The organism is Saprospiraceae bacterium, assembly GCA_016710235.1.
Taxonomy (GTDB): Bacteria; Bacteroidota; Bacteroidia; order Chitinophagales; family Saprospiraceae; genus Vicinibacter.
In genome coordinates this window covers 93,628-109,258 of record JADJLG010000001.1, presented here as the reverse complement: position 1 = coordinate 109,258, position 15,631 = coordinate 93,628, and the positions used below count along the sequence as shown (strand labels likewise).

Genomic DNA, 15,631 nt, shown 5'->3' with positions numbered 1-15,631 from the left:
TTATATATATAATTTAAAATTCAATATCAGAATATTGATTGTTTTACTGTTGTATGGTAACCTCAATTGCTCATAAAAGCGAAACATTCTTGGTTTTTTTATTTTAGATTCAGATACAAGAACATAGAATTGCAAAAGCAGAGATTATCGAGGATATCAACTGAGCGTCTTCCAAGGAAGTTATTGCGATAAGCTTATTTTAATATGCTGTAACTGGACACAAACACTACATCCGTGATGTATCCCTGAAACCCTATAAGGAGACGTGCGGTCCCTTTCAAGATCTTATCTAAGGATTTACGCATTTACTTGTAGAAAGATATAGCACTTATGCCAACAATTTTAAGCTCTCACAAGGGAACATAAAAATGTTTCGCGCAAATAAAATTCAGGTACAACTCAAGGCTGAGCAAAATCTCTTTGAAGCAGCATCACCTTTCTCTATGCTCACGGTACTTGTGTTGCGAAAAGGGCGTTTTATTTACTTCAGAGGCTTAACCTCCACAGAAAGTCTTGAACTTACGGATATACATCTGCCAGATGTCCTGTTGCTCTTTGACTTCGTCGTCATCACAATAGTCCGTCACCTCCAGTATAGTTTCATTGGTGATGTCAGTGCGGTAAATCCTGAACTGCAAGAATTCATCCGGCCTTTCATCCCAAACATACTTGACCAGTTCTTCCTCCAAATCATCTACCATGACAGCTTCTTCCTCATCCCCTTCCCAGGAAAAGGTATACCTGTCGCCTATGTTATCCACCTTGTCACAAAACCAACGGACCAGTCCGGTGGGCTGAGTAACAAAGAGATAAAGTATGGAAGGAGATGCTTTAAACATAAACTCCATCTTCACTTGTACTCTTGCCATGCTGTGTGTTAAATCAAATAAGTGGGCAATATTAAAATTGTTTCTATATTTTTTTAAAAATTGATGAACATTTTTTATCCAATCCGCATTAATTCTTTTTTCTTCCGACGAAGCAAATTGGCATATTATTGGATCAAAGGAGAAGTTCCAAGGGTTTGGGAAGAAAGTAATCTATTGGTTTTCAGTAATTTAAAATTATTTCGAAAAAATGAGGCAGCTCAAAATCACAAAATCGATCACCAACAGGGAGAGTCAGTCATTAGAGAAGTATCTCCAGGAAATCGGAAAAGTGGACCTTCTCACCCCTGAGGAAGAAGTGGAGCTCGCCAAGAAAATAAAGCAAGGTGACCAGATCTCTTTGGAGAAGTTGACGAAGGCCAACCTGCGTTTCGTAGTTTCCGTTGCAAAGCAATACCAAAATCAGGGTCTATCGCTTTCTGACCTCATCAATGAAGGAAATCTGGGCTTGATTAAGGCCGCTCAGCGCTTTGACGAGACAAGGGGATTTAAGTTCATCTCCTATGCAGTATGGTGGATCAGACAGTCCATATTACAAGCCTTGGCAGAACAATCCCGTATTGTAAGACTACCGCTGAACAAAGTAGGTTCCCTGAATAAAATCAACCGCGCCTTTTCAGAACTCGAACAAGAATATGAAAGGGAGCCATCAGCAGAAGAATTGGCTGCACTTCTGGAGATTCCTACCGAAGAGGTGGAGACCACTCTGGGAGTTGCAGCGCGTCACGTATCTATGGACGCACCATTTGTCGAAGGTGAAGACAACTCACTGTTAGACGTATTGGAAAACGACAGCACTCCTGCCACTGATGCTTCTCTGGAGTACAAAGATTCATTGAGGAGGGAAATAGAACGCGCTCTTGGCACTTTGACAGACAAGCAAGCCGAAGTCATCAAACTTTACTTCGGACTGGGAGTTGAACATCCGGAGTCCCTTGAAGACATCGGTGACAAGTTCGGATTGACCAGAGAAAGAGTACGCCAAATCAAAGACAAAGCCATCAATAAATTGCGCAGCACAACCCGTAGTAAATTGCTCAAACAGTATCTTGGTATCTGATTTGGTCTTTTTTTAGAGATCGATCTAAGCTTTGCGCTTTTTTTGCAAACTTTGCAAAAAAATTGAATAGAATATGTCCCAAATTGCTTCCACAGATCAGGCAGACATAGCCCTCGCTTCCTGGCGCGAAAAGGAAAAGTTGGCCTTAGAATTACTTAAAATCGTCGGAGAACTCCGATTCGACAGATCCATCGAGCTGGTGTTGTTCAGGCGCGATTTATACGATTCTAGACCAAGCCAGGTCATCGCAGACCATCAAGTTGGCAAACTTTATATAGACCGTCCGATCACCATTCAGACCAGCCTGGACATCGTGAAAGAGATCCGGGACATGCAGAATCTGGCACCTTCAAGACTGGACATAGGCAAACTCGCCTCGGAATGGATCACCAACCAAAATCAATTCCCTGACCTGAAGACATTTTTGCGACAGGCGCTCTCCGAAGGTCTTGAAAGTAATATTGACAAAAATGCTTCACGTGACGTCGTCCTCTATGGTTTTGGGAGAATAGGTCGTCTCGTTGCAAGAAGATTGATCAATCAAACCGGGGCAGGAGAGCAACTTCGCCTCAAAGCTATTGTAGTTCGGGCCGGAATGAAGGTCAAGCTGGATGAAGTGAGAAAGCGGATGTCGCTGCTGGAAACGGACTCCATTCACGGCACATTCCAGGGTACGATCAACATCGCAGAAGACGGCGACAGCGTGGAAATCAACGGCAACAAAATCCACATGATATTCGCATCTGATCCTTCAGAAATAGATTATACCCACTACGGGATACACGACGCACTACTCATAGATAATACCGGCATGTGGGATACTAAAGAAAAGCTCAGCGCTCACTTGCGACCTGGTATCAGACAAGTCATATTGACAGCTCCGGGCAAGGATATTCCCAATATAGTCGTAGGTGTAAATCACAGTACTTTGAACATGGAGGACGAGCAGGTATTCTGTGCGGCATCATGCACAACCAATGCCATCGTACCTATCATTCAAGTCATAGATACAGAGTTTGGCATTGAGAAAGGTCACCTAGAGACTGTACATGCTTATACCAGTGATCAGAATCTGTTGGACAATTTCCACAGAAAACCTCGCAGGGGGCGTGGTGCTCCTATCAACATGGTGATCACCAGTACCGGTGCTGCCGGTGCTGTAGCCAAGGTCTTGCCTCATCTCAAAGGCAAACTCACAGGCAATGCTGTTCGCGTCCCGGTTCCCAATGTCTCCTTGGCGATATTGAATCTCACCTTGAACAAACCTGCAGCGTTGGACGAAATCAAAGTAGCCATGCGCAAAGCAAGCCTTCATGGAGACCTCGTCGAACAAATACTCTACTCAAACTCTGACGAATATGTGTCCAGCAATGCGGTAGGCACGACAGTAGCATGTGTGTACGACGCACCTTCCACCATCATGTCCAATGATGGGCGGACAGTGACCATATATGCATGGTACGACAATGAGTTCGGTTACACTTGTCAAGTGGTCCGACTAGCCAAATATGTCGCCAAAGTAAGGCGATTTACCTACTATTAATGGGCTACGGCAGTCACAATAAAATCACTACATGGCTCCCACTGATCGTTGGATTGAGTGCAGCTTTGGGGATGTGGGCAGGTCTGAAAGTTCAGCTCCCAAGGACCGAGCCACTTACACCACCCGACCAGGTCACCAATTATGAAATTGCAAACCAGAAGATCACCGACGTACTTCATTATGTCGAATCAGCATACCGTGACAGTTTGAACCCCTCTGCATTTGCAGAGCAAAGCATTCAGAATATTCTCACGGGATTAGATCCATATTCCTTTTATTGCGGACCTGCCGACACCGAAGGTCTCAGTGACGAGCTTGACGGTGATTACAGCGGATTTGGTTTCAGTTTTGTCCTGATCGATTCAGGAATTTATGTTCAATATGTTTTTCCATTGAGCAGTGCCTCAGGGGTAGGAATGCAGGTAGGAGACCGCATCACCGCCTTAGATCATCTGAGGGACGATAAACTGCGGCAGTTTGGCGTCGAAGACTTGGATTCTATGATCCGGCATTGCGGCAAAATACTGCGCCTGGAAGGGTACAGGTTCAGCAAAGGAGGCAAGGAGACATTCAGCAAGTCCCTCACAAGAAATCCTGTACTCATCACCAGTGTGGATCTGGGACATCAGGCTGCTCCTCATGTCCAGTACATCAGGTTGCAATCCATTGCCCAGAATTCTTACAGGGAGTTGATGAATGCTATTGAAGAATTTCAATCAAAAAATTCTAAGCCTCATCATTTGATCCTCGACCTCAGAGACAACGGTGGAGGTCTTATTCCGGTAGCGGCAGATTTGCTCAATCAGTTTATTACTACAAAAGATGAATTGCTTTTTTATTCCAAAGGAGCGTACAGGCCCAAGCAGGAGTACAAAGCAAACGGGAGGTCCTTCTTTACTTTGGGAAAAATCGTGGTCCTGATCAATGAAAATACCGCCTCAGCTGCGGAGCTCCTTGCGGGAGTGCTCTCTCAAAAAAAGAAAGCTTATCTCATCGGATCACCCACCTATGGAAAATCTACCATCCTGGACCAGTTTGGATTGTCAGATGGTTCCTTGATCCGTCTTGCGACATCCAGGTATTTCTTTGCCAACGGGGTGGATATCCAAAAGCCATTTTTTCCCGGAACAGCAGACAGCCTGGATTCAAATCCACAGAATATTGTCGGACCGGTACCTCATAAGGGATTGTGGCCCGACGAACTCATCAAGACGGATTCTCAGCTCATTGCCACACGGACGATATTGTCTGAGTGGGTGGAAAGAAAGATTTTGCCACAGTCCGAAAAATGGAAGCTGTGGACAGACGAGGATTTGAAAAAAATGGAGTCGAAAGAGGAGAGCATCACTTGGTTTAAGAGCATGGTGCCGACAGAAGAAGCGAACAGGATAATCCGGTCAGTTGGAGAAGATGAATTGCACAAAATCATTTATTCAACAATAATTAGTGTCCTGAAAGGTAAAGCAGAATCACAGCTTTGGATGCTCAAGCAGGATGAACCCTACAAAAGGGCTTTGCAATATCTACAATCTTGAGTGATTTTGATGAGCCAATGAGGATCATATCACCTCAGAAATTCAATTGAATCATCCTTGCCATATTTAATCAGCGTACTGGGTTCTCCGATCGCTTTGTCCCACTGCCGGTGCTTGACAATACAATCCACCGAACTTAGAACATCACTTGACACCTCTCCAAAAAATCTGGGGAAAGGCTTCCCTGATACATTCGCCGAAGTAGAAATGATACATTCATCTAATTCTTGGATCAACTCCTTGCAGAAGTTGTCCGCACAAATCCTTATCGCCACACTCCCGTCGTCTGCAAGACAATGTGAAGGTAGATTTATAGGATAGGGATAAATGACCGTAATGGGTCTGCTGGTCACCGAGAGTATGTTCTCTATTTTTGGTGGAATCGGATGGATATATCTCGATAACATAGTCACATCATTGACGAGCAAGATAAAACTCTTGGATGGCGGTCTTCCTTTGATATCAAATATTTTTTGACTCACGGCAGGTATAGAGATTGATCCGCCGATACCCCAGATCGTATCCGTGGGGTAAAGGATGACTTTGCCCGCACGCACGCAATCAGCTATATGCAATATTTCTTCAGAAAAGGACAGGGAGGATTGGGAGAGGTTCATTACATTGGATTTTGAAGTAGAATTACACACGCATAGCTGGCATTTATGTTTTGAATGGTGCGAATTTATATCGTAGCAGAAACGCTAAAATTTTAATTTGAGTATAACTCGGTTTTTGATAACAAAATTCAAACCAATGATCCAAATATAAACATCTTGTCAGGGATATTTAAAACCGATCAAAAAGGAAATCACTATCGAACGCAGAAAAGATTTTGGTATAATTTTTTAATCGGAACATATATTCTTGGACAATCTGATACTCGTTTTCATTGAGCTGAACTATGCAGTTTGGCTCCCATTTAAATTATTCTAGCAGATAAGATAAACTTTGACGATGGGGGTAAATTTGGCCACAATAATCCATAGCAAATAATTGATACGAATGCAGGAGATTCAATTTTAAAAAATTGATTTGCTTTCATGCTTTTATTAAAGTTGGGTCCTGACAATGATTTGGATCGGTTTACGTGGAAATCACAAGATTGGCCTGCTTATCGTTATTGCGATTACATTTGAAATGAATATCGATGCAACATAAAAGGGGTTCATCCAGACAAACCCTGATTTTGATTGCAGAACGTCATGAAAATGCAACTTAATGCAGTTTTTTTTCGTTATTTGGCTGAATAATCCGGTTTTGAGAAAGAAACTATTGCTCGCAGCGGTTCATCTTTTGCTTGTCCTTGGAATAGGACAGGCCAAACACATAATTGGGGGTGAATTTTATTATCAGGTTGTCAGTGTGGATACAGTCAAAAAGATAACGAAATACCTGTTTACGATGAAAGTTTACCGCGACCCTAATAGTCTTGGTGCTGACTTTGACGATCCTGCAATCATCGGTATATTCACCAAAAACAGTAATAACGTTTATAGCTATTTGAACAGGCTGGAGGTAAGATTGAAATCCCACCGCAATCTGGATGCTGTGATTGACTCTTGTTACGTAGTACCACCCAACATTGAAGTAGAAGAGGGGATTTATCAATTTGAGATGAACCTACCCATCATCAGTAATTCTTATGTTCTCTCATATCAGAGATGCTGTCGCAATGAGACGATCACCAATATCATTAAACCAGGGGATACGGGAGCTGCTTATGAGATTGAGATTACTCCTGAGGCACAGCGTTTATATAATAATAGCCCTCAGTTCGTTAATTTTCCTCCAATAGTGATATGTTCAAACCAGCCGATTGACTTTGATCATTTTGCTTCTGATATAGAAGGTGATAGTATGGTCTATGAGTTTTGTGCTCCGCTCACTGCCGGAGGTACCAAAGGTTCAAGTACTTTGGACGGCGGCAGAGCCACAGATTGTGATGGCGTCACCCCGGATCCCGCGGGTTGCCCTCCACCTTTCAAAACAGTAAGCTTTAGAAATCCGATATACACTTATAATCAGCCCATGGGAGGAAATCCGGTTGTAGCCATTGACAGCAAAACCGGAAAAATCACCGGGACACCAACAGTTCAAGGGCAATTCGTGGTAGGGGTATGTGCCAAAGAATATCGCAATGGGCAACTGCTGTCGGTGATTCGAAGGGATTTTCAGTTCAACGTAACCTACTGTCAGTCTGCCGTGAGCGCGCTGATCACCTCTGATTCTGTCAATATATCTAACCAGGAATTCGTTATCAATAGTTGCGGAACCAACACTGTGAAGTTTTTCAATCAATCGACCCTGGAAAAGAACATAAAAAGCTATCTATGGGAGTTCGATATCAAGGGTAATAAGGAAATCCAGACTGGTAAAGATGCTGAGTTTGACTTTCCCGGACAAGGGCAATACTCAGGTCTCATGATCATCAACAAGGGGACGAGATGTTCTGATACAGCAAAATTATCGGTGCGCATATATCCTGCTATAGATGCTGATTTTGATTACAGTTATGACACTTGTTATGCCAATCCGGTTATCTTCAAAGACAAATCATATACAGGTAGCAAGCAAATGGAGTCTTGGAATTGGAGTTTGGAAAGTGGGGTGAATGCTTCAACCAAAGACGTCAACCATATTTTCCGAAAACCCGGTACAAAGTCGGTCACCCTGCAGGTAAAAGATATCAATGGCTGCGTCGATTCACGGACCAAGACATTTGATTATTATCCTGTGCCTGCTTTGATCGTAGTTGATCCTACTACAACGGAGGGATGCCAGCCGGTCACAGTATTTTTTGATAACTTGTCTTATCCTATAGATAGTACTTATGACATCCTTTGGGATTTTGGTGATGGTAGTACAAGTACTGAAATATCGCCCAAGCACACCTTTAATTCAATCGGAACTTTCAATGTCAAGTTGAACATCAGATCACCGATCGGATGTGAGACTCAAAAAGATTTTCCTTCCTGGATTCAGGTTAAGCAGTCTCCGATTGCAGGATTTAGTTATACACCTGACGAATTGAATTCCCTACATAAAACGATTCAAGTAGTGGATGAATCTAAGTTTGCTTCACAGATTGATTATTTTATCAATGGGAAGCGGATATTTGACGGCAGCAATCCGAGATATACCTTTAGGGATACCGGTATCTATCTTCTGCGACAGATTGTGACACACAGCAATGCATGTGCGGATACGCTGGATCAGTACCTCGATATTGAACCCTTTATTTCATATTTTCTGCCCAATGCCTTTACCCCAAATGGTGATGGAAACAATGATGATTATTTTGGTAAGGGATATTTCGATGGTATGAGCAGTTTTATGCTTTCTATCTGGGATAGATGGGGCAGTCAATTGTTTAAGACTGAAGACCCTTATATAGTTTGGAGGGGTACATTTGGTGAAAGCGACAAGCAAGTGCCTGATGGAGTGTACGTCTACCGTTACCAATACAGAACTCCGAGAGGCCTCTGGGTAGAAAAACAAGGCACAGTTACTTTATTGAGATAGAAATTCTTTAGAATATTTGTTACAGTTTGAATAAAGTGTTTAACTTTGCAGCTCTTTTTATCAGGCCTTAATCTTAGTTGCCATGGATCTTATCAAATACGTACAGGAACAGTTGCTCGATGTGAGTAATATACCAGCATTCTCTTCAGGAGATACAATTATTGTAAGCTACAAAATCATCGAAGGAAACAAAGAAAGAATCCAGGATTTTCGTGGTGACGTGATCAGCATCAGCGGTCAGGGAAAAGCTAAGTCTTTCACCGTTCGCAAAGTGTCAAGTGGTGTTGGTGTGGAGAGGATATTTCCATTCTCTTGTCAGAATATCGTGGAGATCAAAGTGGTAAAGAAAGGTCACGTGCGCAGAGCAAAGCTTTTCTATCTTCGCAACCTTTCCGGTAAAAAGGCTAAAATCAAAGAGTCTACTGCATCGACCAAAGCGGAATAATTCATCTCCTCTCTTTCATTTTATTTGGGTTCATTGTTTGATAAATAAGCCCTTCATTATGGGATTACAGCTGATTTATTGATTTAGCTGTGAACTTTGTTCAATTTGTTTCAGAAATGCTCTCTCTGATAAGAATTTAATTCTACCTTGCCCTAAGTAAGACTTCATCTACGATATGATACGACGTAAAGCAATCGGATTATTAGGATCCTCTATGCTCTTAACTCCTTCGGGTGTACTGCAAGCCATGGAATCGAGCTTGTTGCAGGAACGACGCAATTTGGAGCAAATCAGTGCATTTGCATCCGATTCGAATGACGACGATTTTTGGTCCCAAATTCGGATGGCTTATCCGATTTCTCCAAACTTGATCAATCTCAATAATGGCGGTGTAGCTCCTTCACCTAGGGTAGTACAGGAAGCTTTAGATTTTTACAATCGCCTTTGCAATGAAGCACCATCCTATTACATGTGGAGGATATTGGATTCTGGTAGAGAGCCTATGCGGGCCAGGATGGCACAAATCGCTGCTTGTGACACTGAAGAGCTGGCTTTTGTACGCAACAGCTCCGAGGCTCTTGAAACGGTAATTTTTGGCCTACCACTTAAAGCCGGTGATGAGGTCATCTTGACAAAACAAGATTATCCCAACATGATCAACGCCTGGAAACAGCGCGAAAAAAGAGATGGGATAGTTTTAAAATGGGTTCATCTCAATCTGCCCTTAGAAGATGATGATGTCATTCTAAAGGCCTATCAAGAGCAAATTACAACGCGTACAAAAATACTCCACGTCACCCATGTCATCAATTGGGTGGGACAGGTGTTGCCGGCCAGAAAATTGGCCGATTTGGCTCATCGACACCAAGCTGAGATCTTACTGGATGCAGCACATAGTTTTGCTCATCTGCCATATGCGATCAGAGATCTCGACTGTGACTATTTCGGGACTAGTCTGCATAAATGGTTGAGCGCTCCCATCGGTTCTGGCTTGCTCTATATCAGGAAAGATCGCATTTCAAAAGTGTTCCCGTTATTGGCAGCAGCGGATCCAATGAGCGGCGATATCCGAAAATTTGAAGCATTGGGTACACGCTCATTTGCTATAGAACAAGCGATTCAACAATCCATGGATTTTTACCAAATGATAGGAAGCGAGCGAAAATTTGCGAGATTATGTGCCTTAAAAGAAAGATGGATCGATCAGGTAAAATCTCATGCGAAAGTAAAGCTTTGGACACCGCTCAGCAGGCAGTATTCAGGAGCGATAGCGAGCTTGGCGGTTCAAGGTAAGAAATCAGCAGAATTAAGCGATTATCTATACAATAAATACAAAATACATACAGTTTCCATCGTTTGGGAAGATATAGAATGCGTTCGTATCACGCCCAATGTTTATCACACCATGGCAGAGATGGACTTGCTCGCTAAAGCCATATTGGAGTTTGCCAATTCCTGATCCATGCTTGTAAGGAGCAATCAATTTTGCCTGTCATAACCAAACTCATTGCCCACCATGTCGTATTATTTGATCGATCCCACAGAAACCCAACAACTATGGCCTATCAGTAGAACGAGACCGGTTGCTGAAATCCTGCTCGGAATTCTCACAATCCGTCAGAAATGGGAGAAATACCTAGTGGCTGCTGTAAGTCATATCTGCAAGCCTCCTTTGTCGTTGCATTATAACGAAAACACCGGACCTTCTGAACACATTTTTATCGCAGGCAATCTCTTGCCTGACGACATATTGGCAAGTAAGATCAGGGAGTTGAAGGTCGGACAAGGCTTACATGCAAAAGGAAGGTTGTTGGCTGCACATTTACCAAGCTTTGACAGAGAGTCAGAATTTCACCTCAATATGCCTGGCATTTCGACGATGCTGGAGTGCGATTCGGCAGTTTTTTTAGATCAGCTCTGGCAGATTTTTCAATTTACCGACCGCGAACTTCGCAAAGATTTTAACTTGCTTACCTCGGGAAACAAGTCAGCATCACTGAGTTCAACGAACACCATTCTTGGCGAACAGCTGTACTGTGCAGAAAACGTAAATGCGGAATGTGCCATCATTAATACCAGGACAGGTCCTGTGTTTCTGGATAGTGGTGTTGAAATCATGGAAGGGGCAATGCTGAGAGGTCCAATTTATCTTGGGAAGAATTCTCAGGTCAAATTGGGTGCAAAAATTTATGGTGCAAGTTCCTTTGGGCCCGAATGTCGGTTGGGTGGTGAAATCAATAATTCTGTGGTTTTGGGCTACAGTAATAAAGGGCACGATGGTTTCCTTGGAAACGCTGTAGTAGGGGAGTGGTGCAATATTGGGGCGGATAGCAATAATTCCAATCTGAAAAACAACTACGAAGAAGTCAAAATTTGGTCCTATGTCCAGGAGAAATTTGTGAGGACAGGGAGCCAGTTTTGTGGCTTGATCATGGGAGATCACGCAAAATGTGGCATCAACACCATGTTTAATACAGGCACTGTAGTCGGTGTAGGTGCCAATGTTTTTGGTGAAGGCTTTCCAAGGCAGTTTATTCCTGATTTTGCTTGGGGTGGCGCTTCGGGTTTTAGCACCTTTCAAGCTGCCAAGTTTTTCGTGACTGCAGAAAACATGATGTCCAGAAGACACAAAAGTCTAGCGGAAACTGAACGAGAAATACTTGAACTGATCTTTAGAGAGACAGAAAAATATCGCAGCTGGGAGCGCATCGCATGAGGAATGGCGACTTCAAACTCATGATGTGGAAATGGCTCAGTCATTTGATCGATGTGCCCATTGTTCGTACCTCAACAAGCCAAAATCCGGAACTACAACTCGCCCTGTCAAGAGGACAATGGAAGCTGACCACACAAGGTGCGATATACTCATACGGCATTTACTATTCGAATTTTAGAGATAGTTTCCGGATACTGCACAAACAGCTGGAAGATGCCGATAATTGTCTGGTACTTGGTTTTGGGATGGGTAGCATTGTTTTGCTCCTGGAGCGTGAGTTCAAGAGACCCTGGACCATCCTTGCCGTAGAACACGACAAAACGATCATTGAGCTATTCACTAAATATCAACAAGCCTCCCTGGAATCCAAAGTAAGCTTTTTGGAACTTGACGCAGCACATCTACCACAAAGTACTCAAGACAGCTATGATCTAATTTGCGTCGATTTGTTTGAAGATCAGTTTGTACCCGATTTTGCCCAAAGCACTTCATATTTGCTCCATCTGAAATCTATGCTGTCCGATAAAGGAACTTTAATCTTTAACCGGCTTGCCGAAAATGAAAAAGATCTTAAACAAAATGAATTGTTTTTTTCAAGAGCTTTTTCTGTGGTTTTTCCCCAAGCAGCAATATTAAAACTGGCAGCCAACTGGATGTTTGTTTCACATCAGACCGGAACGAAGCATAGAAATAGTGTTTGAAAGTCTGAACCATAGCAGTTCTTGTTTATTTTCTTGAAATGATCTACTGGTTGGTGTATCTTATAGTGCTAGCTCTGGCAGTCTTTCTCGATTACAAATTTTTTGCCTCCTCTCAGAATCAAAGCACTTTTCGGAAAGCATTACAATCGATTAGCTTCTGGGGATTGATCACTTTGAGTACTGTGATATTTATTTTTATTGCTTATGAGCACGACCTGTTTCAATCATTTTTTTCTCATGACACGGAGTTTGGTGGTTGGCAGGCAGTGGGGTATTTTATCACGGGATATTTGGTGGAGCAGTCACTCAGTATTGACAATATCTTTGTTATCGCTTTTCTCTTGAGTTATTTCAAGGTGCCACAACGCAATCAGGCCAGCTTGTTATCCATAGGTATTTGGACGGCAATCATCCTCAGAGGCATACTGATCATAGCCGGAATTTGGTTGATCCAAACGATTGATTGGATGGTGTTTGTTTTGGGCATTTTATTGATCATTTCAGGTATCAAAATTTACCAGTCAGACCCGGAAAATCCCGATGATCCCGCCAAGAGCTGGATCATCAGACTGGTGAGACGATTGTTCCCTGTAACCAAGGGTTATTTCGGTTCGAGGTTTGTTGTTCGTCGCATGGGTAAATTGGCTGTGACACCTTTGTTTCTAACCCTTGTCGCGATAGAATTTACGGATATTCTCTTTGCTCTAGATTCTATCCCTGCCATTTTTGCGATCACCACAGATCCTTTCTTGGTATTGTCTTCCAATATTCTGGCAGTAGCCAACTTAAGAGCGCTGTACACCATTTTGTCGAGGATGCTGGAGAAGTTAGAATACATCCACTATGCACTGGCAATACTGTTGGTCCTAATTGGTATAAAAATAATTGTAGGACATTATGTAAATGTACCGGAGTGGATCAGCTTTGGAATGATTGTCCTCTGTATCGGAGGCGGTGCATTGTATTCCCTGTGGAGGACCAGTTCAGAAAAAGAAGATTGATCTCTACCGGCAGAAATTCCTGAATTCTAGTGCAGTTTGATCATTTACTTTTTTGCATCCAATTTCAGGCGCGAATTTTCCTCTTTGTAAATCAAGTGGAATTTATTTCAGTTAAAATCTGGTTTTGAAGGGCTGAAAATGTTCTCAGAAAGAGTTTGTGTAGATCGCCTCTACAGTCAATAAATATTGATGGTTGAGAATGGAATTTGGAATTGATTTCCAGCATTAAAATTATTTTAAAATAATTTTGAAAAATGATGTAACGAAAACTAAATGTTAACGTCTAAAATAATATCGCGATTTTGAATTATATTTGCGATATCCATGAACAATTAAAGCCGATATCCAATGCGTAATATCTTCAAGTTAAAGGCAAACAAAGAAGGTGATAAAGCAAAAGAAAAAAGAGCAGACATTGAGAAACTTCGCACAATGGACGAAAAACTCGAAATGGAGTTGGAGTCTCGCCCTAAAGGTGACTACTGCGAAGATGACGATGATCTTGGTTACTGTTAATTTCTAAAATAGCTTTCTCTTCTTGAAAAATGTAATCATCGAAATGATTACTACAATGATGGTTACCCACCACAACAGGTAGCCATATTTCCATTTTAATTCCGGCATGTAGTCGAAATTCATTCCGTATACTCCGGTCAAAAACAATATTGGTATTGAAATGGTAGATACCACTGCCAGCCACCTCATATCTTGATTCAAGCGGAGATTCACACGTGTCATGGCCATTTCATGAATGCTGTTGACGAGATCTCTCTGATTGTCTAAAGTGTCTGCGATTTGAATCAAATGACTTTCCAGATCTCGGAAATATAACAGATTTTCTTTGTGGAAGAAAGCAGACTCTGACTTCAACAATTGATTGATACCTTCCCGCAGTGGTAATATGATTCTGCGTATGGCTGAAATTCTACTTCTCATATGATACAAGTCCTCTTGTATTTTTTCGAAAGACAGCTTAGAAGCTCTTTCTTCAAGATCCTTGAGCTTGTCTTCAGTATGGTCCATTACGAGGAAATATTGGTCTGCGACATAATCAATGATCGCATAGAATAAGTAATCGGGCTTGCGGCTTCTGGTTTTACTTTGTTCGGCTTTCATCCTGGTGCGCAATGTGCGAAAGGTGTCGTCAGCATTTTCCTGAAAAGTGATCAGAAAACTCTCACCTAGAAAAATTCCAATCTGCTCGGTATAATGCCTGTCAATCGTCTTATCGATATCTGTATATTTTAAGATCATGGAAATCCCATTGTCATAAAAATCTACAGAGCCCCTGACGGATGGATCCAAAATGTCCTCAAGAAAGAGTTTGTGAAGACTATATTTTTCACCGATTTCCTGAATCAATTCGACATTGTGAATTCCTCTGATATCCAGCCAGAGATAATGTTTAGTGTTCTTAAAATCAGGTGACAGAATTTCGTTGAAATGTTCTTTGTAAAAAATATCACTATATTCTACACTTAGCAATATCGGATCCTCCAATCGCTCCGGCCCTTCGTATATCAGTGTGCCGGGGGAAAGTCCAGTTTTTTTCCTTTTTTTCATATGCTGAAAGCAATAGAACACAAATGTAAGTGAAGGCGTGCTCATTGAAGCCCAATCAATAGAATTTCGATCTTTTGATCCGGCTGTCAATTCATCTCTATGTTCAGGAATCTACCACACCTGACTTGAACTAAAACTGCAATGATTTCGTTTCATAGTCAGTCAAAATAGCATCTTTATTGATGAGGAGCGTAAGCATATTTTTCTTTGTGAGCCTATTGGCATCGGTAGCTATCGCACAATCTTCTGCCGGAGGCTGGATGAGCTTGTCTAGAGTAGCTTACAAAAAGGAGTATGACCCCGTGCTCGGGATAAAGGTGGATCGACCCATCTTCGCTCCTGAAATTAAAGCGCTTGCAGGAAAAGAAATTACATTGAAAGGTTATATCATACCCACGGATGGTTTCAAAAGTCACAGCGAATTTGTTTTTTCTGCCTTTCCTTATAGTTCTTGCTTTTTTTGTGGACAGGCGGGGCCTGAAACTGTGATTGAAGTCAAATGCATTACACCCATTCAGTACACTTCAGAGTCGATAACTATAAAAGGTATTTTGTCTCTCAACGACAGTGATATAAATAGATTGATGTTTTCACTGCGCAATGCAACCAAGGTGAATTGATTAATATTTTTACCTTTATACCCTAATCATTGCGCTCA

The 15,631-nt window shown here is 42.1% G+C and carries 14 protein-coding genes; 11 read left to right on the top strand and 3 right to left on the bottom strand.

Features of this window, described 5'->3' with window-relative positions; all coding sequences use genetic code 11:
• Positions 1 to 494 precede the first annotated feature (494 nt).
• On the bottom strand, positions 495 to 869 hold the full coding sequence (locus tag IPI99_00455) for an activator of HSP90 ATPase 1 family protein (GenBank protein MBK7338976.1): 375 nt from the start codon (positions 867 to 869) through the stop codon (positions 495 to 497).
• Positions 870 to 1,077: 208 nt separating this feature from the next.
• Here IPI99_00455 and IPI99_00450 point away from each other — a divergent pair, with 208 nt between their 5' ends.
• The 3 genes from IPI99_00450 to IPI99_00440 all read left to right on the top strand — a co-directional run bounded on the left by IPI99_00450 (position 1,078) and on the right by IPI99_00440 (position 5,025).
• Positions 1,078 to 1,947, top strand: coding sequence for a sigma-70 family RNA polymerase sigma factor (locus IPI99_00450; GenBank protein MBK7338975.1), 870 nt, complete (start codon positions 1,078 to 1,080; stop codon positions 1,945 to 1,947).
• A 73-nt stretch (positions 1,948 to 2,020) separates the two neighbouring features.
• Positions 2,021 to 3,490, top strand: a complete 1,470-nt coding sequence (locus IPI99_00445; GenBank protein MBK7338974.1) for a glyceraldehyde-3-phosphate dehydrogenase — start codon at positions 2,021 to 2,023, stop codon at positions 3,488 to 3,490.
• On the top strand, positions 3,490 to 5,025 hold the full coding sequence (locus IPI99_00440; GenBank protein MBK7338973.1) for a hypothetical protein: 1,536 nt from the start codon (positions 3,490 to 3,492) through the stop codon (positions 5,023 to 5,025). Before IPI99_00445 ends, IPI99_00440 begins: the two co-directional genes overlap by 1 nt.
• Before the next feature lie 29 nt (positions 5,026 to 5,054).
• Here IPI99_00440 and IPI99_00435 read toward each other — a convergent pair whose 3' ends face one another.
• On the bottom strand, positions 5,055 to 5,642 hold the full coding sequence (locus IPI99_00435; protein ID MBK7338972.1) for a Sua5/YciO/YrdC/YwlC family protein: 588 nt from the start codon (positions 5,640 to 5,642) through the stop codon (positions 5,055 to 5,057).
• Positions 5,643 to 6,243: 601 nt separating this feature from the next.
• Between IPI99_00435 and IPI99_00430 the strand changes: the two genes are divergently transcribed.
• The 7 genes from IPI99_00430 (at position 6,244) to IPI99_00400 (ending at position 13,926) form a co-directional block, all read left to right on the top strand.
• Complete coding sequence (locus IPI99_00430) at positions 6,244 to 8,547, top strand: gliding motility-associated C-terminal domain-containing protein (protein ID MBK7338971.1); 2,304 nt, start codon at positions 6,244 to 6,246, stop codon at positions 8,545 to 8,547.
• Between the two features lie 82 nt (positions 8,548 to 8,629).
• Positions 8,630 to 8,992: a 50S ribosomal protein L19 gene (gene rplS / locus IPI99_00425; GenBank protein MBK7338970.1), complete on the top strand. Its 363-nt coding sequence runs from the start codon at positions 8,630 to 8,632 to the stop codon at positions 8,990 to 8,992.
• Between the two features lie 175 nt (positions 8,993 to 9,167).
• Positions 9,168 to 10,451, top strand: coding sequence for an aminotransferase class V-fold PLP-dependent enzyme (locus tag IPI99_00420; GenBank protein MBK7338969.1), 1,284 nt, complete (start codon positions 9,168 to 9,170; stop codon positions 10,449 to 10,451).
• Positions 10,452 to 10,508: 57 nt separating this feature from the next.
• A complete protein-coding gene (locus IPI99_00415) occupies positions 10,509 to 11,708 on the top strand; it encodes a glucose-1-phosphate thymidylyltransferase (GenBank protein ID MBK7338968.1) in 1,200 nt (399 codons plus the stop codon).
• Positions 11,705 to 12,409 (top strand): hypothetical protein, encoded by a 705-nt coding sequence (locus IPI99_00410; GenBank protein ID MBK7338967.1) that lies wholly within the window; start codon positions 11,705 to 11,707, stop codon positions 12,407 to 12,409. The genes IPI99_00415 and IPI99_00410 overlap by 4 nt, the downstream gene beginning before the upstream one ends.
• 38 nt (positions 12,410 to 12,447) lie before the next feature.
• Entirely contained in the window at positions 12,448 to 13,410 is a 963-nt protein-coding gene (locus IPI99_00405; GenBank protein MBK7338966.1) for a TerC/Alx family metal homeostasis membrane protein, read from the top strand.
• Between the two features lie 348 nt (positions 13,411 to 13,758).
• Positions 13,759 to 13,926: a hypothetical protein gene (locus IPI99_00400; GenBank protein ID MBK7338965.1), complete on the top strand. Its 168-nt coding sequence runs from the start codon at positions 13,759 to 13,761 to the stop codon at positions 13,924 to 13,926.
• A gap of 3 nt (positions 13,927 to 13,929) precedes the next feature.
• Here IPI99_00400 and corA read toward each other — a convergent pair whose 3' ends face one another.
• Positions 13,930 to 14,973 (bottom strand): magnesium/cobalt transporter CorA, encoded by a 1,044-nt coding sequence (gene corA, locus IPI99_00395; protein MBK7338964.1) that lies wholly within the window; start codon positions 14,971 to 14,973, stop codon positions 13,930 to 13,932.
• Positions 14,974 to 15,155: 182 nt separating this feature from the next.
• Between corA and IPI99_00390 the strand changes: the two genes are divergently transcribed.
• On the top strand, positions 15,156 to 15,593 hold the full coding sequence (locus tag IPI99_00390) for a hypothetical protein (protein ID MBK7338963.1): 438 nt from the start codon (positions 15,156 to 15,158) through the stop codon (positions 15,591 to 15,593).
• Positions 15,594 to 15,631 lie beyond the last annotated feature (38 nt).

What these genes read in the sequence shown, in the direction of transcription:
- IPI99_00455 (MBK7338976.1), bottom strand. Translation starts at nt 869, where the DNA reads ATGGCAAGAGTACAAGTGAAGATGGAGTTTATGTTTAAAGCATCTCCT.
- IPI99_00450 (MBK7338975.1), top strand. Translation starts at nt 1,078, where the DNA reads ATGAGGCAGCTCAAAATCACAAAATCGATCACCAACAGGGAGAGTCAG.
- IPI99_00445 (MBK7338974.1), top strand. Translation starts at nt 2,021, where the DNA reads ATGTCCCAAATTGCTTCCACAGATCAGGCAGACATAGCCCTCGCTTCC.
- IPI99_00440 (MBK7338973.1), top strand. Translation starts at nt 3,490, where the DNA reads ATGGGCTACGGCAGTCACAATAAAATCACTACATGGCTCCCACTGATC.
- IPI99_00435 (MBK7338972.1), bottom strand. Translation starts at nt 5,642, where the DNA reads ATGAACCTCTCCCAATCCTCCCTGTCCTTTTCTGAAGAAATATTGCAT.
- IPI99_00430 (MBK7338971.1), top strand. Translation starts at nt 6,244, where the DNA reads ATGCAGTTTTTTTTCGTTATTTGGCTGAATAATCCGGTTTTGAGAAAG.
- rplS (MBK7338970.1), top strand. Translation starts at nt 8,630, where the DNA reads ATGGATCTTATCAAATACGTACAGGAACAGTTGCTCGATGTGAGTAAT.
- IPI99_00420 (MBK7338969.1), top strand. Translation starts at nt 9,168, where the DNA reads ATGATACGACGTAAAGCAATCGGATTATTAGGATCCTCTATGCTCTTA.
- IPI99_00415 (MBK7338968.1), top strand. Translation starts at nt 10,509, where the DNA reads ATGTCGTATTATTTGATCGATCCCACAGAAACCCAACAACTATGGCCT.
- IPI99_00410 (MBK7338967.1), top strand. Translation starts at nt 11,705, where the DNA reads ATGAGGAATGGCGACTTCAAACTCATGATGTGGAAATGGCTCAGTCAT.
- IPI99_00405 (MBK7338966.1), top strand. Translation starts at nt 12,448, where the DNA reads ATGATCTACTGGTTGGTGTATCTTATAGTGCTAGCTCTGGCAGTCTTT.
- IPI99_00400 (MBK7338965.1), top strand. Translation starts at nt 13,759, where the DNA reads ATGCGTAATATCTTCAAGTTAAAGGCAAACAAAGAAGGTGATAAAGCA.
- corA (MBK7338964.1), bottom strand. Translation starts at nt 14,973, where the DNA reads ATGAAAAAAAGGAAAAAAACTGGACTTTCCCCCGGCACACTGATATAC.
- IPI99_00390 (MBK7338963.1), top strand. Translation starts at nt 15,156, where the DNA reads ATGAGGAGCGTAAGCATATTTTTCTTTGTGAGCCTATTGGCATCGGTA.